This window comes from Halolamina sp., assembly GCF_036626355.1.
Classification (GTDB): Archaea; Halobacteriota; Halobacteria; order Halobacteriales; family Haloferacaceae; genus Halolamina.
The window spans coordinates 1-11,887 of sequence record NZ_JAZKRY010000086.1; the positions used below are offsets into that span (position 1 = coordinate 1).

An 11,887-nucleotide genomic window follows, 5' to 3' on the forward strand; every position below is an offset into this window, starting at 1 on the left:
GCTGGCGGTTCACCCACGCGAAGTTGATGGCCGCACACATCGCGCCGTAGTACTCTTCGGCCAGCTGGGAGCCCGCAGGCGCCGCCGCGAGGTCCTTGTCCGGGAGGTTCGCGAGCATGTCACCGTGCTCCTGTTCGATTCGGCGGACGTAGTCCGAGCAGACCTGGTGGCCCAGGCCGCGGCTCCCGCAGTGGATGAGGACGACGACCTGGTCCTCAGCCAGCCCGAACGATTCGGCAACGTCGTCGTCGAACACGTCGGTGACGCGCTGGACTTCGAGGAAATGGTTCCCCGAGCCGAGGCTCCCGAGCTGGTTCATCCCGCGGTCTTTGGCCTTCTTCGAGACGAACTCCGGACGGGCGTCGGTTCGGCGCCCCTCGTCCTCGCAGTGAGCGAGGTCGGCTTCGGTGGCGTAGCCCTGCTCGAGCGTCCACTCCATCCCCCGTTCCAGTACGCCCTCGACGGCGTCCCGGCTGCCGTCGACGACGCCGCCGCCGCCGAGACCCGAGGGAACGGTGTCGAATAGCTGGGTGACGAGCGCCTTCTCGCGGCCGCGCACGTCGTCGTACTCGAGGTTCGTTCGCACCATTCGGACGCCACAATTAATGTCGAAGCCCACCGCTCCGGGCGAGATACAGCCGTTCTCGGCGTCGATGGCGCCGACGCCGCCGACCGGGAAGCCGTAGCCCTGGTGGCCGTCCGGCATACAGAGCGCGTGTTTGGTCATCCCCGGGAGGTGGGCGGCGTTGCGCAGTTGCTGGAGCGTGTCGTCATCGCCGATCTGTTCGAGTAGCGCCTCGCTCGCGAGCACGCGGGCGGGGACCTCCATCCCGCCCTCCTGTGGGATCTCCCAGACGTACTCGCGAACGCGTTCGAGCGTGACGTCGCCGAACTGCTTCTTCATGGGCAGGAGTTAGACTCGACAGGGGAAATAGGGTTCCGTCCGTGGGCGCCATGGGCCCGGTTCGGGAGAGGACTCGCTGGCGCTGGAACGCCGATGCGTCGGCACCGACCGCTTCTCAGTCGCCGAGTGCCGTTCCGGCTACTTCGGATCGCTCACCGAACCGGCTCTCCGTCCCGAACCGCTCGGCCAGTCGTCGATCGAGCGAGTAGGCGCCGCCGCCGGTGATGACCAGCACGGAGACCAGCCCGAACAGCGAGACGTGAGCCATCACGGGGTCGTCCGGCAGGCCCAACAGCGTCGTGACGAACATGAAGATGGAGATGCCACAGCAGGCCCGGGTGAACAGGCCGAGTGCGAGCGCGACGCCGATGGCTGTCTCAGTCAGCGCGGCGCCGACGACCCAGAGCTCGGGCGAGACCGGGACGATGCTCGTGAGGTCGTACTTCGCGACGACCGCCAGCGCCTGCCCGGGGGTGAACAGCTTCTGGACCACGCCGAGATAGAGGAACGAGGCGCCGAGGCCCACGCGAACGACCATCGGAACCAGATGCGTCGCGTCGGCCAACCGGTCGCCGATAGGGTGAAGCGTCTCCCGGATCGGGTCGATCTCCCGGTAGAACGTCCCATCGGCGTCGGCCAGTCGCGAGAACACGTGGTCTGCACTCGGGCGCCCGCCGCCCAGGAGGAGAATCGCCGTCAGCCCGGCGGGGAACTCCAGGGCGAGCAGGAGCGCGGGGTCGAGCAGCAGCCCGAACACGTACCCCGCCAGCCCCGCAAGCGCGGCAACCCGGGTCGCGAGCCCGAAGACGATGAGGAAGCCGATACCGATGCCGAACAGCCGCACCGCCGCCAGCGGCAGGCCGAGATACTCCGCGGTAGCGACCGGCGAGTAGAGATAGCCGGTGAACCCCGCGCCCACGAGCGGGAGCCCGACAGCGAGTCGGGCCAGCCACGGGAGCAGGTCGTCGTAGCTCCGGAGGGTCGCGCGCAACACCGCGAAATCTGCCCGAAACGGGCGAATACGGAGATAGAACACGGCGGCAGTCAACGCCGAGAGCCCACCCCCGCCGAGCAGCGCGATCGCGAGCGGGTCGGTCACGACCGCCGCAAGCAGTTCCAGTATCTTCTCGCCCCCGCTGCCCGGTGAGACGTACCGAACGTGGGCGAGCGCCCGGCCGGGAACCATGGCCAGCAGGAGGACGGCTCCGACGAGGGCAGAAACGCGGTTACGTACCATACGTCTCCGTCGTGGCGGCCCCACAATAAACGTCGCCGACCGGAGGCGAAACAGCGTAACTACACTGGTGGATCCCCTCGAGTACAGGTGGCTCTTTCTCCCCCGGAGCCTTTGGTGGCGCTATGGTTTCCAACACCCACCTCTACGGAGCCGCGATCGCCTTCGTCTCGGGGCTGTACTCGCTCTGGAGCGCGTCAACCGCGTCGCGGATGGTGACGAGTGGCTGGCTCATGGCCGTACTCGGGGTCGTCGTCATCGTCCACGGCGCGGTTCTGCTCACTGATGCCGATCGGCTCGGCGCCGCGAGCGGCCCGCTGATGGTCGTGTACGCACTGGTGATGCTGCTCAATCAAGCACTGCTCGGAACAGGACTGATGGCCGACGGTAGCGGCATGGGGATGGGCAGCGGGATGGGCGGTAGCAGCATGACCGCTGGGATGGGCTGGGACGCGGGGATGGTTGCCATCGCCGTCCTGATGCTTGTCAGCGGCCTCATCATGCACCGCGACGGGGGGATGGAAAGCGGTTCGAGCGGAATGTGACCGCTGTTGGGCTGCTCCCGGGAGAGCCTCAGTCTCCGCCCACCTCGACCCCGTTCCGTGCCTCGTGCAGTTGAGCGCAGATCCCGGCCTGGCCGCTCATGTTCGACTTCGCGAGTCGGGTCTCGCGATGCACCTCCTCGAACGCCGCGGGAGAGATCGGTTCACCATCCAGGTCCCGGAAGAGCTGGTCCTCACCACCCGTCACGATGCCGAGGTCTCGCGCCTTCTCCAGGTACCCGGCGATCGGGTCTGCCGGCACGGTCACGCCGACGGTCTGGTCGCGAAGGTAGATGACGACCCGCTCGTCGACGCGCTCCACGTCGCCGCTCGTGAGCGCGGTGATCTGTGCGGGCTCGAGACCCGCATCGAGCAGGGTTTCGACCGCGCGGTACTGTCGAGCCAGCCGGGCCTTCCGGTCCAGTTTCTGTCTGACTTCCGCGATGCCGTCCTCGGCGTCCTCGAAAACGTGCTCGAACGCCAGCTCTTCGTTGACCCCGCGGTTGATCTCCTCGTCGTGCATGTGGTCCAGGAGGTCGACGCGCACGTCCCTCACGCCCGCGAGCGCGCCGACCTCGTCGCGTATTCCCGTCGCCATCATCCACGCGAACGCCGGCGAGCACCACGCCGTCGGGAGGACGAACGCGACGTCGACGCGAACGCCGTCGACGGGCGCGTCCTCGCTACCCGCCCTCTCGATACGGATCTCGTCGACGTACTCCAGATCGACGATCGAGCGGTCAAGTTCCGGATCGTGGACGGTGTCGAGGCGCTCCCTGACCGCGGCCCGGTCGACCACGTTCCTCGTACTGCTGCCCATGGGTCAGTCCGCGCCGACCCCGGCGTACTGGTCGCCGAGGTCGAACTGTTCGGAGATCTCGTCGTTCCGGAACTGTGCTTTCTTCTCCTCGATATCGATGTCGTAGAGCTCGGCGGCGTTCTTGCCCATGAACTTCTTTTTGACCTCGGTCGAGAGCTCGACGCCGTACTCGTCGCGTTGTTCCTGGGTCATCTCGGCCTCCATCACGGTCGGCACGAGCCATTCGGGCTCCCAGATCGCGTAGTCCGAGCCGAACAGCAGGTTGTCCTCGCCGACCCAGAACAACATCTCGCCCATCATCTCGCCGAACTTCCGTGGGCGGTTCTGGGCGAACGGTGCGATGACCGAGAGGCCGGCGTAGACGTTTGTCTCCTGTGTCGCGATGTGACAGAAGTCGTCGATCCGTGGGAAGCCGGCGTGCTCGACGACGAAGTTGAGCTCGGGGAACGAGGTGGCCGCGTCGTCCACGTCGGCGACGTCGAACGCGTCGCGGTTCAGCGGCCGGATCGTCGGCCCCTTGTGCGGGTGGATGTTCGTGATGCCAAGCTCCGCACATTTCTCGAGATATTCGAACGCCTCCGGGGAGTCGAGGCGCCATCCCTTTGAGTCGCCGCGCCACTCCGCCGTGTAGAGTTTGACCCCCTGGAGATCGTATTTGGCGTCCAACTCCTCCAGATACTCGAGGCCCTCCTCGCCGTCGCGGGGGTCGAAACTGCCGTTGAGGACGAACCGCTCAGGGTACGCCTCGGCGAGTTCGGCGTTCTGCTCGGTCGTGTTGAACCCCTCCTCGTAGAAGTCGGTGAGATACGTCGGCTGGAAGATACCCATATCGACGTGGCCCCGGCCGAAGAGGTCCTCTGCCATTCGGTCCGGGCTATACGCCCGGTACGCGTCCATCTCCCACTGCTTCTCCTCGGGCGTGAACCCGGTGTGATAGTCGTGGAAACACTGGATGAACTGCTCACCACCCTCGTGGATGATGTTCTCCTCGCTCGCGTCCCACAGATGGACGTGCGAATCGATCACGAACACGTCTTCGCCGTCGTAGCTGTACATACACTGTGCTACTGGTTGACAGACATCCTGACAATTGTGCCAATGAGTATAGGTACGGGCTGAAGCGCCCGGACAGGCCTATCTGAGGAACTCGACGAGATTGTCGCGGAACGCCTCGCGGCGGTCCTCGGGCACCCAGTGATTGGCTTCGAGGCCGACTAGTTCACAGGAGTCGATCTCGGCTTCGAGACGCTCGGCCCACCGAATCGGCTGGAACTCGTCCTCGGTCCCCCACAGCAGGAGCGTGTCGGCGGTCACGTCACTGGGGTCGACCTCCGTTGTGTGACTCGTATTGGTCGCGCTCGCGTTACGGACGACCGAGGTGACAGCCTCCTCGGAGGCCCACGGCGTCTTCATCGCGTCGAGGAACGTCTCGTCGTGGTTCTCGCCCATGAGCGTCTGTCGGAACAGGCCATCGAGCATCCCCTGTAACTCCTCGACGCTCGTCTCCCGCGCTGTCTCCGGCAGACCGAGGTCCGTGATCGTCTGAATCGGCCACGAGTCATAGGCGACGGAGTTCGATAGCACCAGTTTGTCGATGGCGTTTGGCGTCCGCGCGGCGTAGCGCAGGCCGACGCCACCACCGAGGTCGTGGCCGACGAAATCGATAGTTCCCAGGTCCAGGGCGTCGACGAGATCACGGACCGCGTGTTCCTGTGCACGGATAGAGCGGTCGAACCCGTCGTATATCGAGGAGTTGCCGTAGCCGACCATATCGGGCGCGATGACCCGGCGATGCTCCGCGACGGCGTCGAGTTGGGCGTGGAACAGGTAGGAGTTGGTCGGGATGCCGTGGACGAAGAGTACCGGATCGCCGCTCCCCTCGTCCCGGTAGGCCATCTCGAGTTCGTGGTCGTCGACCGAAACAGTCGTGCGCTCCTGTGCAGCCGTCCAGTCCTCGTAGGTCGTCATGAATCGCCCACCAGCCGTATCTGTCCGTCTGTGGCCAAACGCCTACTGCCTATGAGTATTGGCGCGGAGGAACCGGGCCGAGGAGCCCCCTCAGCGCTGTTCGGGACCGTCGAACAGACACTCCGAGATGGCCTTCTCAGCCAACCGGATGTGCTGGCTGAACGTGGGCTGGGTGATGCCGAGCATCGCCGAGCACTCCTCGGCAGTGCTCTCGCGCGGCCACTCGAAGTAGCCGCTCAGATACGCCGTTCGGAACACTTCGAGCTGTCTGTCGGTAAGCCGCCCGGCGAGCGCCTCTTTGAGCCCCAGTTCCGTCTGGATGGGGACCGAGTACGCGTCATGCCGGCTCGCGAGGAACTCGGTTCCGTCGTGGCGCGACTGGAACGTCTCGATGACCGACCGCACGTCCGCATGCGCCGGGACGCTGGCGACGACGCGGCCGGTCCCGTCTGCGGCCGTCACGGACTGTGTTACCGCCCCCGCATCGGCCAGAGTCGTCGTCACACAGGGCCCGGAGACGACGAACTGGACGAGGCCGTAGTCGGTTGATTGCCTGACGAGGCGCGCCTCGTCGATACCAGCGACGTCCTCGGCCATCTCGACTACCTCCCCCGGGTCGGTGCCTTCGACGGCGAAGAACTCCAGGAGCTTTCCGTCCGAGCGGTGGATGAGATGCTCGAGCGAGAGCCGGCAGGACGCCGCCGCCGACGCCCGCACGAAAAAGCAGTCCTGGTCGGTCACCTGGAGCTCCAGTTCGGTTCCACCTCCAGTCGCACCGGTCTCGTTGATCGCCATGCGTATTGATAGCACTAACCGAACATAATCGTTATAGCTACGAGTGGGTAACCCGGACCCGTCCGTCCCGAACGAGCGTTGCCAGTCAGCTCCTCTAGCTGGGAGTAGCACCGGAACAGAACCAATGAGTATTGGCTGAACGCTTTATCGAGCGTAACGGTAGCATCCACCATGCGCGCTGCCAGACTCCACGAGTACACCGACGAGATGCACGACGCGCTCAGCATCGACGACGTGCCACGGCCCGAAGCCGACGGCCCCGACGACGTGGTGGTCGAGATCGAGGGCGCCGGCTGGTGCCAGACCGACAACCACGTCATCGAGGGGATGTGGACCGAGTACGTCCCGCAGGAACTGCCGCTCACGCTGGGCCACGAAAACGCCGGCATCGTCGCCGAGATTGGAGAGAACGTCGAGACGGTCGAGGAGGGACAGCCGGTCATCTGTCACCCCGTCCGGACCTGCGGCGTCTGTCGGCCCTGTCGGCTCGGCGAGGACATGTACTGCGAGAACGTGGCGTTCCCGGGCCTCACCCACGACGGCGGCTTCGCGGAGTACCTGCTCACGAACGAGCGCGCGGTCATCCCGCTTGAGGAGGCGATTGACCCGACAGATATCGCTCCCCACGCCGACGCCGGTATCACGGCCTACCACGCGGTCAAGAAGGCCGTCGCCGACCTCAACCCCGGCGACACGGCGGTGGTCATCGGCGTCGGCGGCCTCGGCCACATCGGCATCCAGTGTCTCGACGCGATGTCGGCGGCCGACATCGTCGCACTCGACATCAAGCCCGAGGCTCGCGAACTGGCTGACGAGCTGGGCGCCCAGGAGACGCTCGACCCGAACACGGAGGACGTGCCGGCCGAGATCGAGGCGTTCACCGACGGCACCGGCGCCCAGCAGATTCTCGACTTCGTCGGCGCCGACGGGACGACGGCACTGGGCCCGGATATCGGCGCGGCGGGTGCCGACCTCCACGTCGTTGGCTACGGCGGTCACGTCCACGAACCCGCCCAGACCCTCGTCGACGGCGAGTTCGGCTATCGCGGCACGCTCGTCGGCCGGTACGCCGAACTGCAAGAGCTCGTCGCGCTCGTCGAACGCGGCGAGGTCGAGCTCCACACCACGCGCTACGACCTCGACGAGATCAACACGGTCGCCGAAAAGCTCGAACACGGGGAGATCGAGGGCCGTGCGGTGATCGAACCGTAGTTCGGTACTGAGCCGTAGACTCCGGGCAGCAAGGAGCGGTCGGCTACGCACAGCCACGGCGAAGTCTCCGTGGCCGTCACCAGAACACTCCGAGTTCTGGTTGGCGGACGAGAGCGACGCTCTCCTCAATGCGACACGGGGTCGCGGCAGGTCGCATGCCGTGTCTGATAGTGATTACTGCGAGTCTGTCCCGCCGTGACCATCCGTGTCGGTGATGGGAGCCCCTGAACCGGCGGCGTTCGACACCGTCGATGCACCGATTCGCCGTAATCACTATGAGCTATGGCCAATCGTCGCGCTGGTCCCCTTCCTCGAAGGGGTCTTCTTCCTCCTCGGCATCACCGGCGAGTTCCCAGCCGGCAGCCTCGGCGGCGTCTTCGAGCGGGAGGAACTCCCAGTCCGTCGCTTCGGCCCGTTCTTCGTCCTCCTCGGTCGTGCCGACGAACACATGCCGGTCGGTGTCGAACTGGCGTTTCACGTTCTCGAGGCTCTCCTCGACACCGCGTGGGCCGGAGAAGAAATCCTGCCGGATGCGCTCCTTGCGCGTGAAGTTGGTGACGACGTAGGTGGGCTTCTCACTCACCACGCCGACGTAGCTCGTCCACTGTCTGGCGTCGTTGAACACCGCGTTGGGGTCCACGAGCGCCTTCAGCGCATTCAGCTCGAAGGCAAGGGTCATATCCGATGAGCCGCCGGAGTCCATACACGCTTTCGGGGAGGTCACCGCAAAACGACTTCGGTGTCAGCTTCCGAAACGAGACCGGTCAGTTGTCGGCGACCGGTGCGTCCAGATCCTCGACGCTGAAGGATTTCTGCATCAGCGTCTCCTTCTCGTTGCCGACCCTGGTTCCTTTACGCATCAGCTGTTTGTACGCCGACTGGGGCGCCAGGTCGCCGATGAGGACGCCGCCGACGATGCGGCCGTCCTTGAGCGCCAGACGACGCCACTCGGTGTCGGAGTATTTCTGTTCGACTTCGTCGTCGCCCAGCGTCGGGTGACCGAACGAGAGGAACGGGAAGTCGAAGTGGGTGATGGAGTACGAGGAGACCCAGCGGAACTCCTCGGAGCCGTAGTTCACCATGTTCTTCGCGGCGATATCACCCTGCGCTTTCGCCGAGCCCCACGCGCCGTTCTGGGCTCGCTCGCCGAGAATGAGGTCGTTGAACTCCGTCGTGTCGCCAGCGGCGAACACGTCGTCGAGGTTGCTCCGCATGTACTCGTCGACGATGATGCCGTTGTCGAACTCGATGGGGGTGTCCTGAATGATCTCGGTGTTCATGTTCAGGCCGATGGCGACTCCTACGAAGTCAGCTTCGTACTCGTTGCCGTTCGGATCGACCGCCGTCTCGACGCGGCCGTCGTCATCGACCGTGAAGTGGTCGACGCCGGACTCGAAGACCGGCGTGACGCCGCGCTCGCGGAGCGCGTCGTGAATAATCTCCGCGCCGTCCTCGCTCAGGGCGTAGCGCCACCACGCGTTCCCGCGCATCAGGTAGTTGGCCTCGACGTCCTGTGCGCCACAGATGGCCGCGAAGTCGATGCCCAGCAGGCCGGCGCCGACGACGATGCCCGTGTCAGCCTCCTCGACGTCCGCTTTGATGGCGCGAGCGTCCTGGAACGTCCAGAAGTGGTGGATGCCCTCGGCATCGGAGTTGTCGACCGGGAGCTGGGACGGCGTCCCGCCGGTTGCGAGCAGCAGTTTGTCGTACTCGAACTCCTCCCCCCCGTGGCTGGTGACCCGGTTCGCCTCGGTGTCGATGTCGACGACGAGCGTGTTCAGTACGAGGTCGATGTCGCGCTCCTCGTACCACTCGGGCTCGTGAATCGAAATCGGCGCTGCCGGGAGCTTCCCTTTCGCGAACTCCTTGATCAGGATGCGATTGTAGAGAGCCTCCCCCTCGTCGGTGATGACGGTGATGTCGGCGTCGGGCGCCTCCTCGCGGAGTGTCTCCGCTGCAGAGCTTCCCGCAACCCCATCGCCGATTATCACGAACGACTCGCTCATGCACCGCATTTTGCAGCGGGGGTTAATGTGGATTGCCATACGAAAATCCCATCTGAACCTGTTGCTCACGCCAGCCCGCTCGGAGGGTTGAAGGCTCCGGCGACGCGACGACACCCTGATGAAAATTCGCCAGAATATCCGGCATTTCGCGACAAAGCAGGCACAGATGATGGAGTTCCCCGCCGACGAGGTGGCGGAGCATTACGGGCGCTACGCCGACTTCTTCGAGGCCCACGACATCACCATCGGCGACCCGCTCGGGGAGTTCCGGAGCCGAGAGATCCCGGACGCCGAGGCGACCCTGGCGGGACTCGAAGATCCCGAGCATCCCCACGCGGAAGGGGGGTTCGCCGACGACGTGTACGTCGAGACGGAGAACGGTATCGTCGTGGGTGACCGGACCGAGGAGATTCATAGTGATTACGGCGAATCGGTGCATCGACGGTGTCGAACGCCGCCGGTTCAGGGGCTCCCATCACCGACACGGATGGTCACGGCGGGACAGACTCGCAGTAATCACTATCAGGCGCGGTCCGCTGACTGAGCGCCTGAGGGTCGGACGCCGACCTGGCGGACGACCGGAGCAAGCAGGTGACTCGCGCACGCTGTCGGCAGGGGAGCAGGCGCCGGACAGCCGTCACGAACACGGCGGGCCTGAGCCACTCACCCGCGAGGCCCGCCGCGGTACGGGTCAGCTCACGACGGGGTTGGTCGTGCGTTCCTACTTGAAAAGTCGGCCGGCAGTTGCCGGTTGAAGAGTCCGTCTCGCCGCTCAGTCGACCTTTTGTTCGATTCGGTCAGCGCACTCGAAGCCGGCGACGACGCCGCCGTCGAGGCTCCGTTCGGGGTACTGTGCCTCGCTGGCCATCCCCGCGTAGTAGAGACCTTCAGCCACCTCCGACTGCAGGTCGTAGGGCACCACCAGATCCAGATACCCGCGCTCGTAGACGGGAGCAGCACGCGGCGCGCGGGCGAGGCGGAACTGCTCGACTGACTCGCGGTCGAACTGCGGGAACAGGTCGGCGACGCCGTCGAGCCAGCGCTCCTCGATCGCCGCCTCATCGGCGGTCGCGAGCCACTCCTCACGGCTCTGGACGTAGGAGGCGATGTAGAGCAGATACTCGCCGCCGTAGCGCTCCGGCGGGACGAAGTTCGTGTGCTCGATGAGCGCGCCGAAGGGGGCGTCGTCGGCGATATTGAGCCAGTAGGTGTCAGAGAGTGGCTCCTCCATCGTCACGACCGCACAGACCGCGCCCTGGAAGTCGATCTCACAGGCGTATCCCGTCAGCTCCTCCAGCACGTTCGGCATCGCCGCGACGACGACGCCGTCAGTCTCGTGGGTGGTCGTCTCGCCGTCCTGTTCGGTCGTGATTGTCGAGACCTCGTCATCCTCGATACCGATGTCGGCGACGCGAGTGTTCGTCGCCACTGTGCCGTTGCCGACCGATTCGATCAGCGGGTCGAGCAATGCATCGAAGCCACCGTCAGGATAGCCCAGAATCTCGCCGCGGAGCAGGTCGCGCTCGCCGCGGAACTTGATGCGGCCAAGCAGCCACGCGGCGCTCACGTCCTCCTTCCGGTCACCGAACTTGGCCGAAAGCAATGGTTCGAAGAAGTTCTCGTAGACGCCGCGACTGGTGTGGTCGAGCAGGAACTGCTTGATGGGCACGTCCTCGAACTCCCGGAGGTCGTCGTACGTGTCGAAGGAAGGGACGCCGCCGCGCACGTCGATCTCCATGGTGAGCATCCCGAGCCGGAACTTGTCGTACACGCTCATGTGGGGGTACGCGAGAATCTCCCAGGGCGTATCGAGCGGGTGGACGACGCCGTCGACGTAGTAGGCGTTCTTCCCGACGATCCAGTCGATTCGGTCGCCGACGCCGAGTTCCCCGGCGAGTTCGACGATGGTCTCCTCTGATTTCGAGAGGTGGTGGTAGAACGCTTCGATGGGGTCGCCGGCGGTTTCGTAGCTTGCCGCGAGACCACCGAGCGTGTCGCTGGCCTCGAAGATTTCGACCTCGTGGCCCCGCTGCTGGAGCCGGTAGGCCGCCGCGAATCCGGCGATTCCGCCGCCGACGACGTGGTACATAGGTTAGAGGATGGGGGTTATCGGTAAGGAGTTTGTGGAGTCCCCGAGGCAGGGAAACGCGAGGCAGCGAAGCGACCGAGCGGGGAGCCTGCGACCCGCGAGCGTGGGGTTCGGTCCGCGACCCAGGAAACGGTCCCAATAGGGGCGGAGGCGACGTCTCCCCCGGCGCTTCGAGACTGGTTGGCTGACCGTTCGTACCGACCGAGTGAACTATCTCGAACGCGGTCAAACCCCGTGCCGTATGTCCGACAAGCCAGATGTCTGCATCGACGTCGAGGTCGAAGTTGAGGTCGACAGTGAGGAACTCGAGATCGAGG

The 11,887-nt window shown here is 65.2% G+C and carries 11 protein-coding genes and 1 pseudogene; 3 read left to right on the forward strand and 9 right to left on the reverse strand.

Annotated elements, in window-relative coordinates; all coding sequences use genetic code 11:
* On the reverse strand, positions 1-904 hold a 904-nt coding region (locus tag V5A38_RS12380; protein ID WP_332326072.1), incomplete at its 3' end, for an RtcB family protein.
* 115 nt (positions 905-1,019) lie between these two features.
* Positions 1,020-2,141: a DoxX family protein gene (locus tag V5A38_RS12385; RefSeq protein WP_332326073.1), complete on the reverse strand. Its 1,122-nt coding sequence runs from the start codon at positions 2,139-2,141 to the stop codon at positions 1,020-1,022.
* Positions 2,142-2,263: 122 nt separating this feature from the next.
* Here V5A38_RS12385 and V5A38_RS12390 point away from each other — a divergent pair, with 122 nt between their 5' ends.
* The gene (locus V5A38_RS12390; protein ID WP_332326074.1) at positions 2,264-2,683 is read left to right on the forward strand and encodes a hypothetical protein; all 420 of its coding nucleotides are present in this window, start codon (positions 2,264-2,266) and stop codon (positions 2,681-2,683) included.
* Positions 2,684-2,711: 28 nt separating this feature from the next.
* Here V5A38_RS12390 and V5A38_RS12395 read toward each other — a convergent pair whose 3' ends face one another.
* The 4 genes from V5A38_RS12395 to V5A38_RS12410 all read right to left on the reverse strand — a co-directional run bounded on the left by V5A38_RS12395 (position 2,712) and on the right by V5A38_RS12410 (position 6,263).
* Positions 2,712-3,500, reverse strand: a complete 789-nt coding sequence (locus V5A38_RS12395; protein WP_332326075.1) for an iron-sulfur cluster assembly protein — start codon at positions 3,498-3,500, stop codon at positions 2,712-2,714.
* 3 nt (positions 3,501-3,503) lie between these two features.
* Complete coding sequence (locus tag V5A38_RS12400; RefSeq protein ID WP_332326076.1) at positions 3,504-4,556, reverse strand: amidohydrolase family protein; 1,053 nt, start codon at positions 4,554-4,556, stop codon at positions 3,504-3,506.
* A gap of 78 nt (positions 4,557-4,634) precedes the next feature.
* Positions 4,635-5,468, reverse strand: a complete 834-nt coding sequence (locus tag V5A38_RS12405) for an alpha/beta fold hydrolase (protein WP_332326077.1) — start codon at positions 5,466-5,468, stop codon at positions 4,635-4,637.
* Positions 5,469-5,558: 90 nt separating this feature from the next.
* A complete protein-coding gene (locus V5A38_RS12410) occupies positions 5,559-6,263 on the reverse strand; it encodes a bacterio-opsin activator domain-containing protein (protein ID WP_332326078.1) in 705 nt (234 codons plus the stop codon).
* A 171-nt stretch (positions 6,264-6,434) separates the two neighbouring features.
* On the opposite strand from V5A38_RS12410, the gene V5A38_RS12415 reads away from it, so the two are divergent.
* The gene (locus V5A38_RS12415) at positions 6,435-7,475 is read left to right on the forward strand and encodes an NAD(P)-dependent alcohol dehydrogenase (protein WP_332326079.1); all 1,041 of its coding nucleotides are present in this window, start codon (positions 6,435-6,437) and stop codon (positions 7,473-7,475) included.
* A 280-nt stretch (positions 7,476-7,755) separates the two neighbouring features.
* Here the strand turns inward: V5A38_RS12415 and V5A38_RS12420 are convergent, their stop codons facing one another.
* Together V5A38_RS12420 and V5A38_RS12425 are read right to left on the reverse strand one after the other, a co-directional pair.
* Positions 7,756-8,178, reverse strand: coding sequence for a hypothetical protein (locus tag V5A38_RS12420; protein WP_332326080.1), 423 nt, complete (start codon positions 8,176-8,178; stop codon positions 7,756-7,758).
* Between the two features lie 61 nt (positions 8,179-8,239).
* Positions 8,240-9,481, reverse strand: a complete 1,242-nt coding sequence (locus V5A38_RS12425) for an FAD-dependent oxidoreductase (protein ID WP_332326081.1) — start codon at positions 9,479-9,481, stop codon at positions 8,240-8,242.
* A gap of 163 nt (positions 9,482-9,644) precedes the next feature.
* Here V5A38_RS12425 and V5A38_RS12430 point away from each other — a divergent pair.
* Positions 9,645-9,893, forward strand: a pseudogene (locus tag V5A38_RS12430) (DUF6149 family protein); the annotation flags it as partial.
* Between the two features lie 360 nt (positions 9,894-10,253).
* Here V5A38_RS12430 and V5A38_RS12435 read toward each other — a convergent pair.
* Positions 10,254-11,570, reverse strand: a complete 1,317-nt coding sequence (locus V5A38_RS12435; protein ID WP_332326082.1) for an NAD(P)/FAD-dependent oxidoreductase — start codon at positions 11,568-11,570, stop codon at positions 10,254-10,256.
* Between the last annotated feature and the right edge of the window lie 317 nt (positions 11,571-11,887).

What these genes read in the sequence shown, in the direction of transcription:
- V5A38_RS12410 (WP_332326078.1), bottom strand. Translation starts at nt 6,263, where the DNA reads ATGGCGATCAACGAGACCGGTGCGACTGGAGGTGGAACCGAACTGGAG.
- V5A38_RS12405 (WP_332326077.1), bottom strand. Translation starts at nt 5,468, where the DNA reads ATGACGACCTACGAGGACTGGACGGCTGCACAGGAGCGCACGACTGTT.
- V5A38_RS12390 (WP_332326074.1), top strand. Translation starts at nt 2,264, where the DNA reads ATGGTTTCCAACACCCACCTCTACGGAGCCGCGATCGCCTTCGTCTCG.
- V5A38_RS12395 (WP_332326075.1), bottom strand. Translation starts at nt 3,500, where the DNA reads ATGGGCAGCAGTACGAGGAACGTGGTCGACCGGGCCGCGGTCAGGGAG.
- V5A38_RS12420 (WP_332326080.1), bottom strand. Translation starts at nt 8,178, where the DNA reads ATGGACTCCGGCGGCTCATCGGATATGACCCTTGCCTTCGAGCTGAAT.
- V5A38_RS12415 (WP_332326079.1), top strand. Translation starts at nt 6,435, where the DNA reads ATGCGCGCTGCCAGACTCCACGAGTACACCGACGAGATGCACGACGCG.
- V5A38_RS12425 (WP_332326081.1), bottom strand. Translation starts at nt 9,481, where the DNA reads ATGAGCGAGTCGTTCGTGATAATCGGCGATGGGGTTGCGGGAAGCTCT.
- V5A38_RS12400 (WP_332326076.1), bottom strand. Translation starts at nt 4,556, where the DNA reads ATGTACAGCTACGACGGCGAAGACGTGTTCGTGATCGATTCGCACGTC.
- V5A38_RS12435 (WP_332326082.1), bottom strand. Translation starts at nt 11,570, where the DNA reads ATGTACCACGTCGTCGGCGGCGGAATCGCCGGATTCGCGGCGGCCTAC.
- V5A38_RS12385 (WP_332326073.1), bottom strand. Translation starts at nt 2,141, where the DNA reads ATGGTACGTAACCGCGTTTCTGCCCTCGTCGGAGCCGTCCTCCTGCTG.